An 18,891-nucleotide genomic window follows, 5' to 3' on the forward strand; every position below is an offset into this window, starting at 1 on the left:
TTAGTCCACTTATGGAAAAAAACAAAACCAGCTCTTTTAAAAGAGCTGGTTTTTTGTGACATTAGACAGTAGCTGACTTGTTTGTTTCTTTATTATTGCGCTGTTTTTTTGATTTTCTAAAATGTAATAATTCATATACTACTGGAATGACAATTAACGTTAATAGAGTAGAAACTGTTAGCCCACCAACAACTACTACTGCTAAACTTTGAGATACGAGACTGCCAGTTTCTGCTTTTTTAAATAAAAGAGGAAGCATCGCACACACAGTTGCAACTGCAGTCATGACAATTGGTTTCATACGAGTAATTGCCGCATCTATGATTGCTTCTCTTAAAATCATATGCTTTTCTTTTTGTTTTACTCGATCTAATAATACAATCGCATTTGTAACAACAATACCGATTAGCATTAGTGCACCTAAAAGGGCTGTCGGTTCTACTGCAATTCGGCTAATAACTAGACCAAGAACAGCTCCAATTGCAGCAAGTGGTAATGAACACATAATTGCAATAGGGGCACGGAATGTTTTAAATGTGATAATCATAATTAGGAAGACTAATCCAATCGAAACAAGCATGATCATATATAAATCTGAAAAGTCTTCTGATTGTTGAGCAAGTGCTCCACCAATGTAAATGTTCACATCATCTGGAATATCCATTCCTTTTTCTTTTTTATCTCCAAAAATAATTTTGTTTATATTTGCATTAATTTCTGATAGTTTATTAGGTTTCACTTCAGCGGTTACACTTAAATAAGTATCGCCATCTTTATGAAATAAATTAGTAGGTTTTTCTTCTTCTTTTAAAGTAGCAATCGATGAAACTGGAACCATACCAGTTTTCGTCATGACTGGGATATTATTGATATCGTTCTTTGATTTTGGTTCTAAAATCGGTTCTAGATAAACATTTGTCGATTGGTCATTAATCGAAACTGTTCCTAGTGGTGTACGATTTAGCATAGCAAATAGTTGCCCAGATAACTGCTCAACATTCCCTTTAGAAGGGTCAACATCTAAAGAATAGACAGTCTTTTTGTCTTCTTGATTTGTTGTTACTTTCTCAACACCATTTATGTCTACTAGTTTCGTTTTAATTTCACTAGCCGTTTTTTCTAGAGCGTTTAGATCGTTTCCAACTATATCTATTGTAACTTGTGTTTTAGCACCGCCAAACATAGTCGTTGCTGCCGCAAGCAATTCGGCATCAGAATATCCATTCTTTTGATCATTAATTTTCTTTACAATCTGATCAGTATCCTTTTTATCTTTTAAAGTAATATAGTAAATTGCTTGGGTAGAAGATCGTACATCTCCAAATTTTGCTGCATCTTCATTACTACCTAATTGTGTGAAAACGCCCTTCACTTCTTTTTGATCTAAGATGAATTTTTCTAATTTAAGTGTATGTTCTTTTACAGTTTCGACAGGTGTATCGCTAGGGTAAGTTAATGTTGTTTGTATAAAATCTGCAGAAGAGTTATCTGTTGCACCTTTTGGCATGACAAAATAAGTACCGATAGATCCAACAAATAATAGTAATGATACTACGATTACGATCCATTTATGATTTAACGACCAAGTAAGTAATTTTTTATATCGAACTGATGGCTTATGTTCAGGTAATTTAGCGTTTTTAAGAAAGAACGCACTTAATACTGGTACGACAGTTAGTGCAACAAGTAATGAAGCTAATAATGAATAAGTGATTGTTAGAGCGAACGGCAGTACGAAATCTTCAAGACCAGTGCTGATGATACCGATTGGTAGAAATACCGCAACAGTCGTTAAAGTAGATGCTGTTATCGCGATTCCAACTTCTTTTGTAGCATCAATGATCATGTCTACTGAGAAGCTTTCCTTTTGCATTCTTCTAAAAATATTTTCAATAACAACGATACTATCATCAACTAGTCGACCAACTGCAACTGCTACACCGCCTAATGTTAATACATTTAATGTGATGCCAGATTGCGAAAGTAAAAATAAGGTTAAACATAGTGAAAGAGGAATAGATACAATTGTAATCAGCGTAGAACGAATATTTCGTAAGAAAATCATGATAACAATCGTTGCAAACAATGCACCTAGTAATACCTCTTTAATCATTGCATTTACTGATGTTTTGACCATATCTGCAGTTGCAATCATTACTGAAGAATGTAAGTTTTTATATTTCTTATTTAATTCTTTTGTTGCTTCTCTTACTTCCTTCGTAATACTAACCGCATTTGAATGGCTATCTTTCGTAACAATTAATAATAATCCATCCTGACCATCAACTCTTGTAATATTCTGTTCAGGCTTTTTCATTTCTACATTGGCGATTTCACTTAATTTTATATTCTCACCAACTGAAAGATTTTTTAATTTGTCTATTTGGTCAATTTTTCCAACAACATTTATATTACTAGTTTTTTCATTAATAATTTTTTCTCCAACTGATATCGTTGAATTTTGACCGCGAAGAATACCCATAACACTTTCTAAGGATACTTTCTTCTGTGCCATTTTAGCATTATCAATTTTTACAGATACAAATGATTTTTCTGTTCCGTAAGTTTGAACATTAGCTACACCTTTAATGTCTTTAAATAATGGAATTAATTTTTTATTTGCAAAATCGATATTGTTTGGAGTTAATCCATCGTCAAACGTTACAGAGACGTCAGCGATCGGAATCATAGAAGTATTTAGTTGAACAATTGTCGGTTTACTTACACCTTGAGGTAAATTAATGTTACTTAATGATTCTTGAACTTCTTGTTTTGCGTCTTTCATGACGGTACCGGATTCAAAATACAAATCAATTTTTGAAAAACCGTTACTAGTACTTGAATAAATATGTTTCTTACCTTTTACGCCAGTCACTGCATTCTCAATTGGAGTCGTTACTTGTGCTTCCATTGTTTTAGAATCAGTACCTTGCCCCATTACAATGACTGACACAACAGGCTGGTCTGCGGCTGGCAGAAATTCCATTGGAAGTTTGTTATAGCTTAAGATTCCAACTAATAGAATGAGAACTGATAAAAAAGTTATGGCCGCTTTATTATTAAAGGCCCATTTTGTAAACCAAGACATGAAAAGTATCCCCCTTTTATGGTAAAAATACCCAGTAACACAAGGTGAATCGTAACACACTAATCTTAAAAACAAAATAGTCTTCAGTCTGAATTTACAAAATATTTACGGGCAAAAATCGACATCGGCATAAAAAAATTTAGTTTTTAATTATTGTAAATTACCTTGAAATGGCGCCTTTCATCAATTTTACTTCCTTCAATTTCGTTATTGTTTCCTTTTACAAAACACTGTTTCTGTTTTAAGGTATTAGTTATAAAAATAAAAAGGGGTGAGGATGATTGGGATTTGCAGTAGGATTAATGTCTGGAACTTCGCTAGATGGGATCGATGCAGCATTAGTAGAATTAAAAGGTAGCGGTCTTGAGACAGAAGTAAGACTGATAGATTTTATGACAATCTCCATTGAACAAAGTTTATTAAGAGAAATTGAAGATGCCATATCCTTGAAGTCTTCAAATGCACAGCATTTATGTAGTTTAAATTTTAAGCTAGGGTATGCATTTGCAGATGCTGTTAAACAAATTTGTGAAAAAAATCAGTTTCCATTAAAAGAATTGGATTTTATCGGATCACATGGTCAAACAATTTATCACCAACCTGAATTAGAGGGACAATTTATTCAATCAACTCTACAATTAGGGGAACCAGCGGTCATTGCTTATGAAACGAGTACAAAGGTCGTTTCAAATTTCCGTGTAATGGATATGGCAGCAGGTGGGTATGGAGCACCTTTAGTTCCGTATTCTGAGTTATTACTTTATCAAAACAAATCGAAGTCACGTTTACTTCAAAATATTGGTGGTATTGGAAATGTGACAGTTATTCCTAGAAATGCAACAGTTGATGAATTAGTAGCTTTTGATACTGGACCAGGAAATATGATTATAGATGAAATTTGTAAGCGTTTTTTTAATGTGCCATACGACGCTAATGGTGATTTGGCTGCGAAAGGGACAGTAAATGAGAGATTGCTAGAAAGATGTATGTGTGTTCCTTATATTGTAGCTCCTATACCTAAAACAACTGGTAGAGAGTTATTTGGAACACAATTTGTTGATCAAATATTAGCAGAATTTAGTGAGGTTTCACCACATGATTTAGTAGCTACAATGACAATGTTTACAGCTAAATCAATCGCAGATAACTATAAACAATTTATATTTCCGAAACATTCCATTGATGAGGTCATTGTTAGTGGTGGAGGTAGCCATAATAAAACCTTACTAAGAATGCTTCAAGATTTATTAGTTAATGATTGCAAAGTGTGTACTCAAGAAGATATTGGATATTCTTCAGATGCGAAAGAAGCAATTGCTTTTGCGATATTAGCGAATGAAACATTGCATGGAATTCCAAGTAATGTACCTAGCGCAACTAAAGCGGGTAGATCAGTGATTCTAGGAAATATAACACCGGTACCATATTAAAAAAGCAACTTATGAAAGAACATTTAGGAGGAAACATCTTGAAAAAATTAGGTATTTCAATTTATCCAGAACATTCAACGGTTGAAAAAGATAAAGCTTACATTAAGCTAGCTCATGAGTATGGCTTTAAACGAATTTTTACTTGTTTACTATCTGTAGATGGTGATCAAGATCAAATTATGAAAGAATTCAAAGAAATTATTGATTATGCAAATAGTCTTGATATGGAAGTAATGGTTGATATTGCGCCAAGAGTATTTGGTAAATTAGGTATTTCTTATAATGATCTTTCGTTTTTTGCGGATTTAGGTGCTTATGGCATTCGATTAGATTTAGGCTTTACGGGCAATGAAGAATCAATTATGACATATAATCCTTATGGATTAAAAATCGAAATTAATATGAGTAATGCAACCAAATATCTTGAAAACATATTAGCTTATCAGCCAAACCAATCAAATTTAATTGGTTCACATAATTTCTATCCACATCGATACGCAGGATTAAGTTATCAGCATTTTGTAAAATGTAGCGAAGAGTTTAAAAAGCATGGAATCCGTACAGCTGCATTTATTAATTCACAAGCAGCAACCTATGGTCCTTGGCCTGTTTCAGAAGGACTTTGTTCGTTAGAAATGCACCGTAATTTATCAGTTGTAACACAAGCAAAACATTTATTTTACTCTAATTTAATTGATGATGTCATTATTGCTAATGCATATGCATCAGAAGAAGAATTTAAACAACTTGCTGATTTAAATCATGATGGGAAAGATTTGTTTACATTAACGATTAACTTACATGATACGATTACACCTTTAGAGAAAAAAATTGTTTTAGACGAATTTCATTTTTATCGTGGAGATGTGTCAGATTATTTAATTCGTTCAACTCAATCACGCGTTAAATATAAGGCAGAAGAATTTAAACCAACTTACACACCTACTATTCGTAGAGGAGATATTCTAATTGAAAACGAACTTTACGGTCAATATAAAGGTGAGCTACAAATAGCACTTCAAGATATGGAAAACTCAGGTAAAACAAATGTTGTTGGACGAATAGCAGAGGAAGAAATTTTCTTATTGGATTTCTTACATCCTTGGAGCAAGTTTCAATTTAAAGAACTCAAGCTGTAATTGAAATATTAGGAACACTGTTTAGTAAAAAACTTGAAATAAAATTTTAGAATGTATATTTTTTTTAAAACTTTTTAAAATTTTATTTCAGTTTTTAAACTATTTTATTGAAATTTTATTTTACGGAGAATATAATAAGGTAATAGAAAACGTTTTCAATATTTTGTCATTTTTATAGTTTTATAATCTAGATCTAGGAGGAATGAAAAAGATGAAAGTATTATTTGTATGTGCAGGCGGAATGTCTAGTGCAATCGTTGTAAACGCTTTAAAAAAAGAAGGCGAAAAAAATGGTTTAAACTTGGAAGTTTTAGCTGTTGGTACACAAGAATTTGCTTCAGAAGTCCAAAATGGATGGGATGTTGCTATGGTAGCACCACAAGTAAGACATCGTTTTGATAATTTTAAAGCTTCTGCAGATGAAGCAAAAGTACCTTGCTCGGTAATTCCGCCTCAAGCATATAGTCCACTTGGTGGACCAACACTTTTAAAATTAGTTCAAGAATTAGTTAAATAGGTAATCATAATTTACTAGATTAAGGGAGAAGTGAGAATGGATAAGTTTGTTGCATTTTTAGAAAACAATCTATCAACACCTATGGCAAAACTATCTGAACAAAAGCATTTACGTGCGATTCGTGATGGTGTAGTTTCTGCGTTACCGTTTATCATCTTTGGGAGCTTATTCTTAATTATCGCATTCCCTCCAGTGCCAGCTGACTCTGCAATTGCTGAATGGGCGGCAAAACACATTGCAGAAATACTAATTCCATACCGCTTAACAATGTACATAATGACCTTATATATAACTTTTGGTATTGGATATAGTTTATCTCAAAGTTATAAGTTAGACCCACTTTCTGGTGCACTATTAGCAGGTGGAGCGTTTTTATTCACAACTGGCGTTAAAATGGTTGAAGAAGTAGGTTTTGTTTTACCTATGGCAAATATGGGTGGTCATGGACTTTTCGTTGGTATGATCACATCTATTTTTGCAGTCGAAGTATTACGATTATGTAAAACAAAAAATATTACGATTAAAATGCCAGATTCAGTTCCAAGTTCAGTAGCACGTTCATTTGAAGCACTTATTCCTGTAACAGTTGTTTTAACAGTCATGACTTTGATTACAGTTGTATTCCAAGTTGATACTCACTCACTAGTAGATAAAGCAGTAGCTCCGCTAATTAAAGCTGGAGACTCACTACCAGGTGTATTAATTCCTGTATTTTTAATTACATTCTTTTGGTCATTTGGTATCCATGGAGTTTCTGTAGTGGGTGCAGTAGCACGTCCAGTTTGGGAAGTTTATTTAGCAAACAATTCTGCAGCTGTAGCAGCTGGTAAAATTGGAACTCAGTTACCACACGTAGCTCCTGAGACTTTCTTCCAATGGTTTATCTGGATTGGTGGTTCTGGTGCGACTTTAGGATTAGTCATTGCAATGTTAATTGCTGGGAAATCTAGCTATTCTAAAGCTTTAGGAAGAACAGCAATTGTACCAAGTATTTTTAACATTAATGAACCTGTTATTTTCGGTATGCCGATTGTGTTAAACCCTGTATTAATTATTCCGTTTATGATTACGCCATTAATTGGTGCAACGATTGCTTACGTTGCAACTACTGCAGGATTAGTTAATCCAACATATGTAATGGTTCCTTGGACGCTACCAGCGCCGATCGGAGCATACTTATCAACAGGTGGTGACTGGAGAGCAGTTGTATTAGTCATTATCAACATTACATTATCAATTGTTATCTACTTACCATTCTTTAAAATGTACGATAAAAAATTATTAGCTCAAGAAAATACAATTGAAGTATCTAATGGTGCAAATATTCCGTCATAAGATCATAGTAAAGGGAGTTTGGGACAGATGCTCCAAACTTCCTTTCTTTCACTTTAAGAACGAATAAATGGCAGCGAAGAAGGATCAACGACGTAGAAGCCAATTCTAGGAATCAAGTATAAGTGCAACTACGCCTCTGTCTTTGCCTAAAAGGCTCGTCAGTCGGCGAGTTTGATTTATTTACTAGACTTTAAGAAAGAGGTTGAAACATGGATACAACAAAAAAATTCCATTTTTTTAGCTATAAGAGTGCTTTTCTATTTTTTATCTTTATTCTTGCTTTTAATCTTATCTTTAATCCCGTTCTACAACTAATTGGGGTAACGAAGGAATTTGCCCTTTTTATCACAAATAGTTTGGGACTAAGCATCGGTTTAACAGCTATTATTGTGTTCATTGAAGGTAAGTTTAAGAATAAGAAGCAATCATTCACATTATTTTTTTCATTACTAGTTTTTTGTACAGTAACTTGTTACATTGTTGTATTTAGCTCTTGATAAAAATATTTTTAAATAGAAGGTGTACTTACTATGAATAAACGTAATGGACTAAAAATCGTAACAATTGGTGGAGGTTCTAGTTATACACCAGAATTGGTTGAAGGCTTTATTAAGCGATATGAGGAATGTCCGATCAGTGAATTGTGGTTAGTTGATATTGTAGAAGGAAAAGAGAAATTAGAAATCGTAGGAAACTTGGCAAAGCGAATGGTCGAAAAAGCCGGTGTTCCAATGGAAATTCATTTAACTTTAAATCGAAAAGAAGCATTAGAAAATGCCGATTTTGTCACAACACAGATGAGAGTTGGTCTGTTAAATGCTCGTATTAAAGACGAAAAAATACCACTTATGCATGGTATGATCGGTCAAGAAACAAATGGTGCAGGTGGTCTATTTAAAGGGTTAAGAACAATACCAGTTCTATTAGAAATTGCAGAAGAAATGCAAAGTCTTTGTCCGAACGCCTGGTTAATCAACTTCACTAATCCTGCTGGGATGGTAACAGAAGCGTTGCTACGTTACAGTAACCATAAAAAAGTGATTGGCGTATGCAATGTACCAATCAATATGCATATGACGATTGCTAAACTTTTGGATGTGGATCTGAACCGAGTTCATATAGATTTTGCAGGATTAAATCATATGGTATATGGGCTACATGTATATGTAGATGGACAAGAAGTAACAAAAAAGGTATTGGAGTACCTTGCAAATCCTGATATTCAAATGACGATGAAAAATATTGCGCCATTACCTTGGCAAAAGGAATTTTTACTTTCATTAGGTGTGTTACCGTGTCCGTATCATAGGTATTACTACAAAACTCAACAAATACTGAATGAGGAATTAGAAGCATTTAAAACAGGTACAACTCGAGCGGAAGTAGTAAAGAGACTTGAAGATGAGTTATTTGAATTGTATAAAGACGAAAATCTTTCCATTAAACCGCCTCAGCTAGAAAAAAGAGGTGGGGCTTATTATAGCGATGCAGCATGTAGCTTAATTTCATCAATCTATAATGATAAAAAGGATATTCAAGTATTGAATGTCCAAAATAATGGATCGATACAAGGAATTCCAAATGAATCAGCAGTTGAAGTAAGTTGTGTTGTTACAAAACAAGGACCAATTCCAATTACTATAGGTGAATTGCCACCTGAAATCAATGGACTTGTACATCAAATCAAATCCTTTGAACGAGTTGGTGCTGAAGCTGCGGTAACAGGCTCTTATGAAAAAGCTTTATTAGCACTGACAATTAATCCTCTAGTTCCAAGTGATGAGGCTGCAAAGATTGTATTAGATGAATTACTAGAAGCACATAAAGAGTTTTTACCCAAATTTTTTAATAAAGAAATGACAGTTCAATCTAAATAAATTGGTAAGAATAGGAGAAATGAACATGACAAACGAACAAGAGATTTTTGAAATTATTTCACATGGTGGAAATGCAAGGTCGTTAGCATACGAAGCACTTGAAGCAGCTGAAAAAAATGATTTTGAAGAAGCAGATCGTTTAATCAAGGAATCACATGAGGAAATTGGTTATGCACATAAAACTCAAACAACTTTAATTCAAGCTGAGTTAAATGGTGAACCTTGTGAAAAATCTTTATTAATGATTCATGCCCAAGATCATTTGATGACTGCAATGAGCGAGCAAAAATTAATCGAACATATTATTCGTTTACATAAAAAATTAGCAGATAAAAATTAATTTGTACGTTTCTATTTAAACGAAAATACGTAGATTGCTATTCATAGTGATTCATATAATAGGTTAACTTCTACGTTAGGAGGCAGCTATGAAGAAATACATAATCAGTCTTGATGGTGGAGGAACAAAATCAGAGGCAATTGCTTATAAGTTAGATGGCACGATCATTGGTCACGGCTATTCGGGATTTAGCAATATATTAATAAATGAACAAGATGCGATAAAGCATATCATTGAAGCAATTGAAAATTGTCTATGTAACTTAGAAAAAAAAGATTGTATATTTCTATTTTTGGGATTAGCCGGGTATGGCGGAGTGAAAGATCGGAAGAATGTAGAAAAAGCATTGTATGATAGATTTCAAATTCCATTCAAAATAGTAAATGATGCACAAATCGCCCATGCTGCTTTATTGGATGGAAAAGATGGTGTGCTAACAATTGCTGGAACAGGGTCAGTCAGTCTAGGATCGAATTTAAACCGTTTCGTGACCACTGGTGGTTGGGGACATTTATTAGGAGATGAAGGAAGCGGATATTGGATTTCAATGGAGGTTTTCAAAAAGATTACGCGTGAATTTGATGAAGACTTACCACTTAGTAACTTATCTCAGAAACTATTAAATCGTTTAAAATTAAACGAAATTGATGAGATAAAACGATATATTTATCATGAAACAAAAGGGGAGATTGCTTCAAACGTTCCGTTTATTGTAGAAGAAGCTGTATTGGGCGATTTATTTGCAAAAGAAGTTTTAGAAAGAGCAGGTCAGTTACTAGCAAATATAACACTCCAAGCTTTAAAGAAATTAAGTCTTCACTCATCACCGCGAGTTGCGATTAAAGGAAGTATACTTCAGCAAATTTCATTTGTTCAAAATGCCTTCGTTGATGCGATTCACGAAAAACATCCAACTGTAGAATTTTGTATGAAAGACGTTTCTTCTACTTATGGTGGCTATTTATTAGCGTTGAAGGAAATTCATAAAAGTGAGCTTAAGTAAATGGCAGGCTTAGTATCATATAACGAAATGATTGTCGTAATATTCAGTAGTGGATAGAGGGTGCAAAAATGTTAGAACATTTAACGACTGAAAATCGAAATGATCGTACAGAAAACTTAGATCAGCTTTCAATTGATCAGTTTTTAACGATCATGAATGAGGAAGATCAAAAGGTTGCTTTAGCAGTACGTGAGCAAATACCGGTAATATCAAATGTTGTTCAAATTGTCATAGATTCAATGCGAGTTGGTGGACGTTTAATATATGTTGGTGCTGGAACAAGTGGCCGAATTGGATTACTAGATGCAGTTGAGTGTCCTCCTACGTTTGGCACTAATCCAAACGAGGTAATTGGACTAATTGCTGGGGGGAATTCCGCATTTATTAAAGCGGTTGAAGGTGCAGAAGATAATGAAGTTTTAGGGGAAGAAGATTTAACGAAGCTATCTCTGACAAAAAATGATGTAGTGATCGGAATTGCTGCATCAGGTAGAACACCTTATGTAATTGGTGCTCTACAATATGCAAACGAAGTAGGGGCAAATACTGTAGCGATTGCATGTAATAGAAACTCAGAAATTGGAAAAGTAGCAAAGTATCAAATTGAAGTTGATAATGGCCCTGAAGTTTTAACTGGCTCTACGAGACTGAAAGCAGGAACTTCACAAAAATTGATTTGTAATATGATTTCAACAGCTTCCATGGTAGGCATTGGAAAAGTTTATAAAAATCTTATGGTTGATTTGCAATTAACAAACTTAAAATTAATTGATCGAGCAAAGCGTATTATTATAGAAGCAACTGGTTGTGACTACGAGACTGCGAGTGAATTCTTAATAGAAGCGAAAAATGAAACGAAAGTAGCGATCGTTATGATTTTAACTGGAATGAATTATGAGGAAGCGATCAATAGTTTACGTAAAGCTGAAGGGTTTATTAGTAAAATCGTATAAGAATGTGAAGCGAAAAGTGACAACTAGCAACTAAACTTGCTAGTATGTCACTTTTTATATTAATGAGATATGAGTTTATTAAAATAGTCTAAGTTTCATTTAGTGAATCTGAAGGGAAAATGCACTGTTGTCGGCAACTCATCAAGCTTTATGATATAATAATGAATCTAAATTAATTACAAAATTGACTGTTTAAAAGTTTTTACCGTTTTAATATTGTTGATGTATCTTATAAGAATTTACTATGTAGAGAGAGTTGAGTTTGATTAAATGAATGCATTAAATGGCGGATTAATCATGTTAAAGGAAATGTTACCTAAACTACCTCCATCTGAGCGAAGAGCTGCTAATTATATTTTAGAAAATCCAGATAAATCCATACAATATACAGTGTTTGAGCTTGCAGAAAAAAGCCAAACGAGTACCTCTGCTATCATAAGATTATGTCGTTCTATCGGGGTTAAAGGTTTTCAAGAATTAAAGCTTCGAATCGCAGGAGATATTATCACAACAAAAGAAACGGGATCTAGGGATATCCATTCAGGTGAATCGATTAGTACAATCATCCAAAAGATGACGAACAATAGTATCCAATCAATTAAGGATACAAGCGATATATTAAATGTAAGTGAATTAGAAGAAGCTGTATTAGCCTTAAGTAAGGCTAGGAATATATATTTCTTTGGTGTAGGTGGCTCAATGGTTGTTGCACTTGATGCACAACAAAAGTTTTTGCGTATTAAAAAATATACTTCTGCCTTTGCCGACCTTCATTTATTGGCTGTCCAAATCGCTAATCATGAAGAAAATGATGTATTGGTAGGGATATCCTTTTCAGGAGAAACAACCGAGGTGCAAAAAGCATTTAGATTAGCAAAAGAAAATGGTGTGAATACAATTAGTATTACTGGATTTGGTTCTAATTCTGTATCTAATTTGGCGAATATTAAATTGTTTAATTCACCGAACAAAGAAGCAACTTTTAGAAGTGGAGCTACTTCTTCAAGAATGGCTCAATTACATGTTATAGATATATTATTTATGGCCGTTGCTACTCAGGAATATGATAAAACAATTCTATACGTTGACCAAACGCGAACTGCTATTAATTCATTGCAAAACAAAAAATAAAAAGCTCCTTTATAGTGACTAGCTATAAAGGAGTTTTTTTATTGATGATTATCGTACTCTGCTGCTTGTAAAAGTAAATCAACAATATGAACGACATCAGTTCTATGAGTCTGTTGTTCTCTTTCAACACCAAGTTTCATTTGGAGTAAGCAACCAGGATTTGCTGTAACTATTGTAGTTGCTCTAGAATGTTTTACTTGTTCCATCTTATAGTCTAGAATCTGCATTGACATTTCGGATTCAACAATATTATAAATACCAGCGGATCCACAGCAACGGTCTGCATCCTTCATCTCATGATAAATAATGTTTTCAATCGATTGTAATAGAATTCGTGGAGCTGAAGCAGTTTTCATCACATTTCTTAAATGACAAGAATCTTGGTAAGTAATAATTTGAGTTGGTAACTTTAATTTTACTTTTTTATGGAACTCTACTTCTACTAAAATTTGAGATATGTCTTTTAATTTATTTTTAAATGATTGTGCGCGGTCCTTCCACATTGGATCATCTTTTAGAAGGTGATCATAATCAATAAGAAATCCGCCACAACCACCTGCATTTGTAATGATATAGTCTACTTCAAGGTTTTCAAATGCTGCAATATTTTTTTTAGCCATTTCCTTAGCAATGTCTTTTTCACCACTATGTCCATGTAATGCACCACAGCATGCTTGATCATTTGGAATGACAATCTCACAGCCTGCTAACTGTAAAAGCTTCATCGTGGCATTATTTGTTTCTAAGAACATTGTATCCATTAAACAACCTGAGAAAAATGCTACTCGGCTTATTTTAGATTGCATTGGTGGTAAATAATTAGGGCGTGATTTCATTTGTTTCATTGAAGGAACGGTTGGTAATACTTTTTCCATTGCTGATAAATTATGAGGGATTAGCTTCATAACACCTGATTTTCTAGCAATTTTTTGTAATCCTGTTCGCTGATAAAGACCTAGAAACCCGACTGCTAGTCTCATGCGATTTTGGTGAGGAAATAAATCTTTAAAAACAAACTTACGTACCACACGAGTAGGAAGAGAGTGTTGTTTGTGTTGTGCAATGATATCTCTTGCTTCTTCTAGTAAATGACCGTATTTTACGCCTGACGGACAAACAGGCTCACAAGCACGACATCCGAGACAAAGTTCTAGTGTGCGTTCAACATCTTCATCAGGTTCAATCAATCCGTCCGTTACTGCCTTCATAAGTGCAATACGACCTCTAGGAGAATGTGATTCTTTTTGCCCTGATTCAATATATGTTGGACAACTAGGTAAACAAAATCCACATCTCATACAGTTTAATAACTCATCTTCGTTCATTCTTGCTTTAAATTGTTCTTGAAGTTTTTGCTGTTCTTGTAGTGTTGTCATTTTGACACCACCATTCGTTTTCGAACATCTTTTGCAAATACTTTTCCGGGATTCATAATGTTATGAGGATCTAATGCTGTTTTAACAGCTAGCATAGCTTGAATACCTTCTTTTCCTAATTTCAATTCAAGATAAGGTGCCTTAACGATTCCAACGCCATGCTCTCCAGTAATGGTTCCACCTAATTCAATTGCTTTTTCAAAGATCTCGGCAAATGCCATTTCAACCCTTTCCATTTCTTCATGGTCTCTGGCATCAGTTGGGCAGGTAGGATGTAAATTTCCGTCGCCGGCATGACCAAATGTACAAATTTTAACTTGATATTTTTGTGCGATTTCATTTATTGCTTGAACCATATCTGCTATTTTTGATCGAGGTACTGTAGCGTCCTCTAATATAGTTGTCGGTCTTAATTGAGCAAGTGCAGAAAGTGCTGAACGTCGAGCTGTTCTTAAGGCAATTGCTTCATCTTCAGATTTTGCTACACTCACCGAGATGCATTTTTCTTTCTCACAAATGTTCTTTATCAGTTCTATGTCTCTATTCACAACTTCTTCTGGACCATCTTGTTCAATTAATAACACTGCTTTTACGTCAGTTGGTAAACCGATTTGAGCAAAATTTTCTACAACCTCTAAAGTGGGTTGGTCCATAAATTCTAGTGATGTAGGAATAATTTTGTTAGCAATAATTTTTGATACAGTTCTAGCAGCGTCCTCTAAACTGTCGTAAAGAGCTAGCATAGTTTTTTTCGTTTCAGGCATAGGAATTAATTTTAAAGTAGCCTCAGTAATAATCCCAAGTGTACCTTCAGATCCTACGAATAAACGAGTAAAATCATAACCGGCTACATCTTTAGCTAGCTTTCCACCAGTTCTAATGATATCTCCATTTGCTAACACAATTTCAAGCGCAATGACGTAGTCTCTTGTTACACCGTACTTTAACCCACGTAGTCCACCTGAATTCTCATTAATATTGCCACCGATTGTAGAAATTTTCATTGAGCTCGGATCTGGTGGATAAAACAAACCTTTTTCTTCTATTGTATTAATCATATCAAGCGTAATCACGCCTGGTTGTACGGTAATTGTTAAATTCTCTTCATCGATTTCAAGTATCTTATTTAAATGCTTGAATAAAAGAACAATTCCACCATTGGTCGGACATGTGCCACCACAAAGATTCGTACCAGAACCTCTTGGAACAATTGGAATTTTGTTTTCGTTACAAATTTTAATAATGTCCGAAACCTCTTTTGTCGAACGAGGACTGATGACTGCAACTGGCAACGATTGAAGATTCGGAGTTGCGTCGTAGGAATAAACAAGTCTTTCCATTTTTGAATCATCAAAGTTTGCTTCACCTACAATTGCAATTAGCTTTTGGGCAATTTCTTTTGACACCATTCATATTCCCTCCCTATTATCTTATCTAAAGTATAAATAGAAATAGGTCGCATTTACTATGGAGAATTCTATAGAAAAAACACCTGTTATAGGTGTTTTTTTGTAGAATCATCCAATAGGTTAATTCCGATATAAAATTTGCTTAAATCATGGATCTCTCTTGGATTTAAATGGGTTAATTCAGTAATCTTATTCAGACGATATAGAAGTGTATTGATATGAATATGCAATGATTGTGCCGTATTTTTTAATGATTGATTATGTTTAATGTATTCTTCAATTGTAATGAAAAGCTCTTTTTCTTTCATTAAAGGTGCAATCGTTCTTTGAATAAAAGTACTTTTCGTTTCATTTGATAGATCTTGTAAGATTAAATCAATTGTGAGATCTTCATCAAATACAATTGAATTTGTTCTACTGGATACTTTTAATGCTCGAACTGCTTGATGATATGATTTACTCAGTTGTTTAGGGTGGGTTGGTTGACCCACACCAGTCGCAATTTTTAATTGTAAGCGACTTTGTACATAATGAAGGATGGATTCAACAAGCTTTTGATTTTGTGATTTTGTATAAGACTGCTCAACTCTACATAATACTACTAACCGATTATTTCCCCAACGAATAAATAATTCATCACTTTGTCTGTTATTCCAATCGAAAATAATTTGCCTAGTATCCGAAAGCTTGCTTTGATGCTCCCATTCAAAAATGAGTATTTGTCTTTGAAGTGTTAAATCAATGTTAAGCATTTGGGCACGTTCATAAAAGGAATCATCCCATTCATCTTGCTGAATCCAATCGAATACAAATGCCTCAAGCCCTCGTTGTGTGAGTTCGATTTGATCAGTATAGTAATTTTCACTAATTAGTAGCTCCGTCATGCGTCGCAACATTTCTCCAAAAGGGGAAATTAATTCTGGCTCACCAGTTATTCCGATTACACCGATAATTTCATTTTGAAAGAAGACAGGCAGATTGATTCCAGCCTTTACACCTTTTAATCGTTTTTCGTCTTCAGTTGTGATGATAAATGTTGTCCCTTGCTTAATGGCAATCAATGCTCCCTCGTGATAAGTGCCCGTTCGAGCTTGATCTGTACTTGCAATAATGATTCCATTTGTATTGATTATAATGATATCCTCATGGATTAGTTTTCTAACTTCATTAATTATTTTTGTAGCTAATTCATCTAAAATCATGATGTTTTATCTCCTGTCACGATAGTTAGTGTAATTATAAATAAAATGGATGTAAAATAAAACATTTCTTTAGCAATGAAAATAGCGTTTAATAGTCACGTGTTCAATATCATATATTTTGAATTCTGCAGTGTATCTTCAGTGATGTCATAAAATTTAGCGAGTATTCTCGTTATTTCTAGTAAATAGTACTTTACACATTCATCAATACCATATTTCCACTTTTTAGATGATTATATAGCACACTTACTTTACATGTGATAATGTAATATCATCTACCAAAGTATGAAATGTAACAGAGATGGGGTGTGTAGTATTTCTATGATAAAAAGATTTTTTAAATATTATATTCCACACAAAAAACTATTTTATATAGACTTTTTTTGTGCGGTGCTTGTTGGATTAATGGAACTTGGGTTTCCTCTTGCTGTCTCGTGGTTTATTGATCAGCTTCTTCCTGAAGGGAATTGGAGTTTAATCATTGCAGTAAGTGTTGGACTTCTAGCACTCTATTTAATCAGTTCGGGAATGCAATTTGTTGTTAACTATTGGGGACATAAGTTAGGAATTAATATTGAGACAGACATGCGTCGAGAGTTGTTCAATCATGTACAGCGTCAGTCGTTCCGTTTCTTTGATAATACAAAAACCGGACATATTATGAGTCGAATTACGAATGATTTAATGGATATTGGAGAATTAGCTCATCATGGTCCTGAAGATTTATTCATTGCAATCATGACGTTTATTGGTGCATTTTGGATTATGCTAGCAATTAATGTGAAGTTGGCATTAGTAGCAATTATCATTGTACCGTTTCTTGTATGGTTGATTTCATATTCAAATATGAAAATGAATGCTTCTTGGAGTCAAATGTACGGAAATATTGCAAATGTTAATTCCCAAGTGGAAGATAGTGTTTCAGGAGTTAGAGTTGTCCAATCATTTACAAATGAACAATATGAAATGAAGCGTTTTAACAAAAACAATCAGTTTTTCCGCAAGACTAAATTGAGAGCTTATAAAGTAATGAGCTGGAATCTATTAGGAATATATGTTTCAACTCGACTGATGACGCTTGCCATCTTAGTTTTTGGAGCATGGCTTAGTTTTACAGGAATATTATCTTATGGTGAGTTAGTTGCCTTCATACTTTATTTAAACATCTTATTTAAACCGATTGATAAAATCAGTGCGTTACTTGAGCTATATCCAAAAGGGATGGCCGGTTTTAAGCGTTTTACAGAACTGATGGATTCAGAACCAGATATTGAAGATGTACCAGATGCTATCGAGGTTTCATCATTAAAAGGAGATATTCGTTTCCAACATGTTACGTTCGGTTACGAAAACAAACGCACAATCTTAAATGATATGTCATTTAAGATTGAAGCTGGGAAAACAGTTGCTTTTGTTGGTCCATCTGGAGCAGGTAAAACGACTATTTGTTCATTAATTCCTCGTTTCTATGATGTATTAGAGGGATCCATTTCTATTGATGGAATCGATCTTCGGGAAATGACAAAAAAATCACTGCGTTCAAACATCGGTATTGTTCAACAGGATGTTTTCCTATTTACAGGTACGTTGAGAGAAAATATTGCATACGGAAAATTAGGAGCTTCACAGCAAGAAATAGAAGAAGCAGCTAGAAAAGCGCATTTGACTGATTTAATTGCTTCATTACCTGATGGGTATGAAACGCAAATAGGTGAAAGAGGATTAAAGCTGTCTGGTGGTCAAAAACAACGCTTGGCGATTGCTAGGATGTTCTTAAAAAATCCGCCAATTTTAATATTAGACGAAGCAACTTCAGCACTTGATACTGAAACGGAAGCAATTATACAAGAAGCATTAAATGATCTAGCAAAAGATCGAACAACTCTTATTATTGCACACCGTTTAGGTACGATTAAAAAAGCTGATCGTATACTTGTCATAACTGATGAAGGTATTGCAGAGGATGGTACGCATAAAGAGTTACTTTCTCAAGAAAATGGAATCTTTGCTAAATTGCATGCTCACCAGCATTGATTGATGCCTTAAACTAAAAAAGTCGATTTCCAAATATGGAAATCGGCTTTTTTATTG

The 18,891-nt window shown here is 34.0% G+C and carries 15 protein-coding genes; 11 read left to right on the forward strand and 4 right to left on the reverse strand.

Translation table 11 applies throughout. From position 1 onward, the window contains the following. Positions 1–61: 61 nt before the first annotated feature. Entirely contained in the window at positions 62–3,088 is a 3,027-nt protein-coding gene (locus ACX6U0_RS12030; RefSeq protein ID WP_464960168.1) for an efflux RND transporter permease subunit, read from the reverse strand. A gap of 281 nt (positions 3,089–3,369) precedes the next feature. On the opposite strand from ACX6U0_RS12030, the gene anmK reads away from it, so the two are divergent. The 10 genes from anmK (at position 3,370) to ACX6U0_RS12080 (ending at position 12,813) form a co-directional block, all read left to right on the forward strand. Next, complete coding sequence (gene anmK, locus ACX6U0_RS12035) at positions 3,370–4,518, forward strand: anhydro-N-acetylmuramic acid kinase AnmK (RefSeq protein ID WP_464960169.1); 1,149 nt, start codon at positions 3,370–3,372, stop codon at positions 4,516–4,518. A gap of 38 nt (positions 4,519–4,556) precedes the next feature. Further along, positions 4,557–5,657, forward strand: a complete 1,101-nt coding sequence (locus ACX6U0_RS12040) for a DUF871 domain-containing protein (RefSeq protein WP_464960170.1) — start codon at positions 4,557–4,559, stop codon at positions 5,655–5,657. 211 nt (positions 5,658–5,868) lie between these two features. Next, a complete protein-coding gene (locus ACX6U0_RS12045) occupies positions 5,869–6,174 on the forward strand; it encodes a PTS sugar transporter subunit IIB (protein ID WP_464960171.1) in 306 nt (101 codons plus the stop codon). 36 nt (positions 6,175–6,210) lie between these two features. Beyond that, the gene (locus ACX6U0_RS12050; protein ID WP_464960172.1) at positions 6,211–7,509 is read left to right on the forward strand and encodes a PTS sugar transporter subunit IIC; all 1,299 of its coding nucleotides are present in this window, start codon (positions 6,211–6,213) and stop codon (positions 7,507–7,509) included. 209 nt (positions 7,510–7,718) lie between these two features. Then, a complete protein-coding gene (locus ACX6U0_RS12055; protein WP_464960173.1) occupies positions 7,719–8,006 on the forward strand; it encodes a hypothetical protein in 288 nt (95 codons plus the stop codon). Between the two features lie 33 nt (positions 8,007–8,039). Then, positions 8,040–9,386 (forward strand): 6-phospho-beta-glucosidase, encoded by a 1,347-nt coding sequence (locus ACX6U0_RS12060; protein ID WP_464960174.1) that lies wholly within the window; start codon positions 8,040–8,042, stop codon positions 9,384–9,386. 19 nt (positions 9,387–9,405) lie between these two features. Further along, a complete protein-coding gene (locus tag ACX6U0_RS12065; protein ID WP_464960175.1) occupies positions 9,406–9,726 on the forward strand; it encodes a PTS lactose/cellobiose transporter subunit IIA in 321 nt (106 codons plus the stop codon). Between the two features lie 88 nt (positions 9,727–9,814). Beyond that, a complete protein-coding gene (locus tag ACX6U0_RS12070) occupies positions 9,815–10,729 on the forward strand; it encodes an N-acetylglucosamine kinase (protein ID WP_464960176.1) in 915 nt (304 codons plus the stop codon). 68 nt (positions 10,730–10,797) lie between these two features. Further along, positions 10,798–11,682 (forward strand): N-acetylmuramic acid 6-phosphate etherase, encoded by an 885-nt coding sequence (murQ, locus tag ACX6U0_RS12075; protein ID WP_464960177.1) that lies wholly within the window; start codon positions 10,798–10,800, stop codon positions 11,680–11,682. 270 nt (positions 11,683–11,952) lie between these two features. Continuing rightward, positions 11,953–12,813: a MurR/RpiR family transcriptional regulator gene (locus ACX6U0_RS12080; RefSeq protein WP_464960178.1), complete on the forward strand. Its 861-nt coding sequence runs from the start codon at positions 11,953–11,955 to the stop codon at positions 12,811–12,813. Positions 12,814–12,851: 38 nt separating this feature from the next. On the opposite strand, the gene ACX6U0_RS12085 is transcribed toward ACX6U0_RS12080, so the two are convergent. The 3 genes from ACX6U0_RS12085 to ACX6U0_RS12095 all read right to left on the reverse strand — a co-directional run bounded on the left by ACX6U0_RS12085 (position 12,852) and on the right by ACX6U0_RS12095 (position 16,800). Continuing rightward, on the reverse strand, positions 12,852–14,189 hold the full coding sequence (locus tag ACX6U0_RS12085) for a (Fe-S)-binding protein (RefSeq protein ID WP_464960179.1): 1,338 nt from the start codon (positions 14,187–14,189) through the stop codon (positions 12,852–12,854). After that, a complete protein-coding gene (gene glcD / locus ACX6U0_RS12090) occupies positions 14,186–15,598 on the reverse strand; it encodes a glycolate oxidase subunit GlcD (protein ID WP_464960180.1) in 1,413 nt (470 codons plus the stop codon). Before glcD ends, ACX6U0_RS12085 begins: the two co-directional genes overlap by 4 nt. Positions 15,599–15,684: 86 nt before the next feature. Beyond that, complete coding sequence (locus ACX6U0_RS12095) at positions 15,685–16,800, reverse strand: CdaR family transcriptional regulator (protein ID WP_464960181.1); 1,116 nt, start codon at positions 16,798–16,800, stop codon at positions 15,685–15,687. A 321-nt stretch (positions 16,801–17,121) separates the two neighbouring features. Here ACX6U0_RS12095 and ACX6U0_RS12100 point away from each other — a divergent pair, with 321 nt between their 5' ends. Continuing rightward, positions 17,122–18,834, forward strand: coding sequence for an ABC transporter ATP-binding protein (locus tag ACX6U0_RS12100; RefSeq protein ID WP_464960182.1), 1,713 nt, complete (start codon positions 17,122–17,124; stop codon positions 18,832–18,834). The last annotated feature ends 57 nt before the right edge of the window (positions 18,835–18,891 follow it).

The sequence above is a fragment of the Gottfriedia sp. ABJ_BB2_2 genome, from assembly GCF_055484705.1.

Excerpts from the sequence above, each read along its gene's own strand:
- ACX6U0_RS12100 (WP_464960182.1), top strand. The coding sequence starts at position 17,122 with ATGATAAAAAGATTTTTTAAATATTATATTCCACACAAAAAACTATTT.
- ACX6U0_RS12070 (WP_464960176.1), top strand. The coding sequence starts at position 9,815 with ATGAAGAAATACATAATCAGTCTTGATGGTGGAGGAACAAAATCAGAG.
- murQ (WP_464960177.1), top strand. The coding sequence starts at position 10,798 with ATGTTAGAACATTTAACGACTGAAAATCGAAATGATCGTACAGAAAAC.
- ACX6U0_RS12095 (WP_464960181.1), bottom strand. The coding sequence starts at position 16,800 with ATGATTTTAGATGAATTAGCTACAAAAATAATTAATGAAGTTAGAAAA.
- glcD (WP_464960180.1), bottom strand. The coding sequence starts at position 15,598 with ATGGTGTCAAAAGAAATTGCCCAAAAGCTAATTGCAATTGTAGGTGAA.
- ACX6U0_RS12065 (WP_464960175.1), top strand. The coding sequence starts at position 9,406 with ATGAACATGACAAACGAACAAGAGATTTTTGAAATTATTTCACATGGT.
- ACX6U0_RS12055 (WP_464960173.1), top strand. The coding sequence starts at position 7,719 with ATGGATACAACAAAAAAATTCCATTTTTTTAGCTATAAGAGTGCTTTT.
- ACX6U0_RS12085 (WP_464960179.1), bottom strand. The coding sequence starts at position 14,189 with ATGACAACACTACAAGAACAGCAAAAACTTCAAGAACAATTTAAAGCA.
- ACX6U0_RS12050 (WP_464960172.1), top strand. The coding sequence starts at position 6,211 with ATGGATAAGTTTGTTGCATTTTTAGAAAACAATCTATCAACACCTATG.
- ACX6U0_RS12080 (WP_464960178.1), top strand. The coding sequence starts at position 11,953 with ATGAATGCATTAAATGGCGGATTAATCATGTTAAAGGAAATGTTACCT.
- ACX6U0_RS12030 (WP_464960168.1), bottom strand. The coding sequence starts at position 3,088 with ATGTCTTGGTTTACAAAATGGGCCTTTAATAATAAAGCGGCCATAACT.
- ACX6U0_RS12060 (WP_464960174.1), top strand. The coding sequence starts at position 8,040 with ATGAATAAACGTAATGGACTAAAAATCGTAACAATTGGTGGAGGTTCT.
- ACX6U0_RS12045 (WP_464960171.1), top strand. The coding sequence starts at position 5,869 with ATGAAAGTATTATTTGTATGTGCAGGCGGAATGTCTAGTGCAATCGTT.